Below are 1,065 nucleotides of genomic sequence, written 5' to 3' on the forward strand. Positions count from 1 at the left end.
CTAGATAATCTCCGATTTTATAGCACCAAACAAATGCTATAATTGTCAGCGAGAAGAGTTTTTCTAACCTCTCCAAGTCTGTAACATGAGTATCTTCTATATTGAAACCACTACTTTTTAATCCCTTAAAAAGAGTTTCAATCTGCCAACGTTGTTTGTAGTAAACCATCGCTTGTTCTGGTTTATTGAATGAAACAATAATCAAGAACTCCATGTTTGCGTCTCTGTCAATTGTTTTACTTCCAGACAAATAACATCGTTGTCCATGTAACTCTACTATTTTTGGGTAATGATAAAACTCGCCAACTTTTAGATTATTAAACAACCAAAATGCTTTGATTTCTTGTTGCTTTTGATAAGAATAAATATAAAAATTATTTCTAATTCTAATGTAATATCTGATGTTTTCATTGTTCAAGAATTCCAGCCATTTGCTTCCGACAAATTCTCTATCGGCTAACAAACAATTTATACTTTCCTTTCCAAACCACTCAATATATTTCTTGATTAAATCAATCCTTTCATCCGTATCTGAATTCCCTTTTTTGTCTAACATTTTGAACATTAAAGGAAAGGCTACGTTTTTATAGCTAACCCCTAACATTAATATATTAATATTCTTCGACCCAAATTTCCAATTAGTTCTGTCTAATACTAATACCAAATCATCTTTATATGGTAATAAATTGAATATTAATATAGAAATCGTTTTCATGGGAAAATCAAAATCCTTCATAAATCGCTGAATTCTCCTATAAGAACTGTTTTTATCTGCTTTTGTGTCGAATCCAGAGGCTAATCTATCATAATTAATTGTCTTTATTTTGCATAAAGCTGTTATAAATAAACAGATGAGCTTGACCCTTGCCAGATTGAGTTCTCCTTTAAAATGACCTTGTAAAACTGAAATTAGCGTTGTATCTTTACATGCAAGACTGGTGTTCTTCATTAGAAAAATTATGTGGTAATAATCTTTTAATGTAATGAATATCAGTCTTTTATCCTAATTTTTAACATCTTATTTTGTTGGTTTTCAATGAAATATGCTTTTTGTCATGTACTGAA

At 29.9% G+C, this 1,065-nt stretch carries 1 protein-coding gene; it reads right to left on the bottom strand.

From position 1 onward, the window contains the following. Positions 1–949 (bottom strand): IS4 family transposase (locus FNW21_RS16205; protein WP_144257788.1); only part of this gene is annotated, 949 nt, incomplete at its 3' end. Positions 950–1,065: the final 116 nt, after the last annotated feature.

The sequence above is a fragment of the Flavobacterium restrictum genome (assembly GCF_007097245.1).
Lineage (GTDB): Bacteria > Bacteroidota > Bacteroidia > Flavobacteriales > Flavobacteriaceae > Flavobacterium > Flavobacterium restrictum.